Origin of the sequence: Segatella salivae DSM 15606, from assembly GCF_000185845.1 — a bacterium.
GTDB classification, from domain to species: domain Bacteria; phylum Bacteroidota; class Bacteroidia; order Bacteroidales; family Bacteroidaceae; genus Prevotella; species Prevotella salivae.
Genome location: NZ_GL629676.1, coordinates 1 through 967, shown reverse-complemented (window position 1 = coordinate 967; position 967 = coordinate 1). Strand labels below are relative to the sequence as shown.

1 protein-coding gene is annotated in these 967 nt (G+C 43.2%); it reads right to left on the bottom strand.

The window, feature by feature from the left end:
- Positions 1-967 (bottom strand): S41 family peptidase (locus HMPREF9420_RS12795; RefSeq protein WP_007136162.1); only part of this gene is annotated, 967 nt, incomplete at both ends.

The following is a 967-nucleotide window of genomic DNA, read 5'->3' as shown; positions in this document are numbered from 1 at the left end:
GTCAATCGTTGTCTGAACAAGGCCTTTCCCATAGGTACGCGTACCCATTACAACCGCCCGGTCAAGGTCTTGCAGTGCGCCAGCAGTTATCTCACTCGAGCTCGCTGTATTGCCATTGACGAGCACAACAATAGGCATCACGGTGTCGATAGGTTCTGATGTCGTCTTAAAATCATGGTCAAGTCGTTTCACTTTGCCTCTATTGGAAACAACAGTCACATCTTTTGGTACAAAAAGATTCACGATATTAACGGCTTCACTCTCTAATCCTCCACCATTATTCCTTAGGTCTATGATGAGCTTTTGCATGCCGTCTTTCTTCATTTCGACAAAAGCGCGGCGGAAATCTTTGGCACATCCCTCGGTGAATTGATTCAAATTGATATACCCAACGCCATGATTTAACAACCCAAAATAAGGCACTGCAGGCATCTTAATTGCACCGCGTGTAATCTTCATCTTCATGATTTTACCCGATGAAGGGCGTCGAATCTTAATGACAAATGTCGTGCCGGCATCTCCTCGAAGATGGTCACTTACAAACTGAGTTGACTTGCCTTCCATCGACAAATCATCGATTGCAAGTATGAAATCTCCCTTTCTTAATCCCGCGTTTGCAGCCGGCATGTTCTCATAAGGCTCATCAATGAACACATTCTTATATTTCGGACTATAACGTATTAAGGCTCCAACACCGGCATATTTACCAGTCATCATCATCTTAAGGTCATTGCCTTTCGCCTGTGGATAATATTCTGTGTAAGGGTCAAGGGCGTCAAGCATCGACTCAATTGCAGTCCCAATAACGGTATCAGCAGGTAATTTGTCGACATAAAGTAAGTCGAGATTCTTGTAAATGGCATTGAACACCTCAAGATTTTTGGCCACATTGAAGTTATGGTCTTTATCGTTTTGTGCTGCAACAGGCAAGGAAAGCAACACTAAAATGTATAGCAACAGTTTTTTC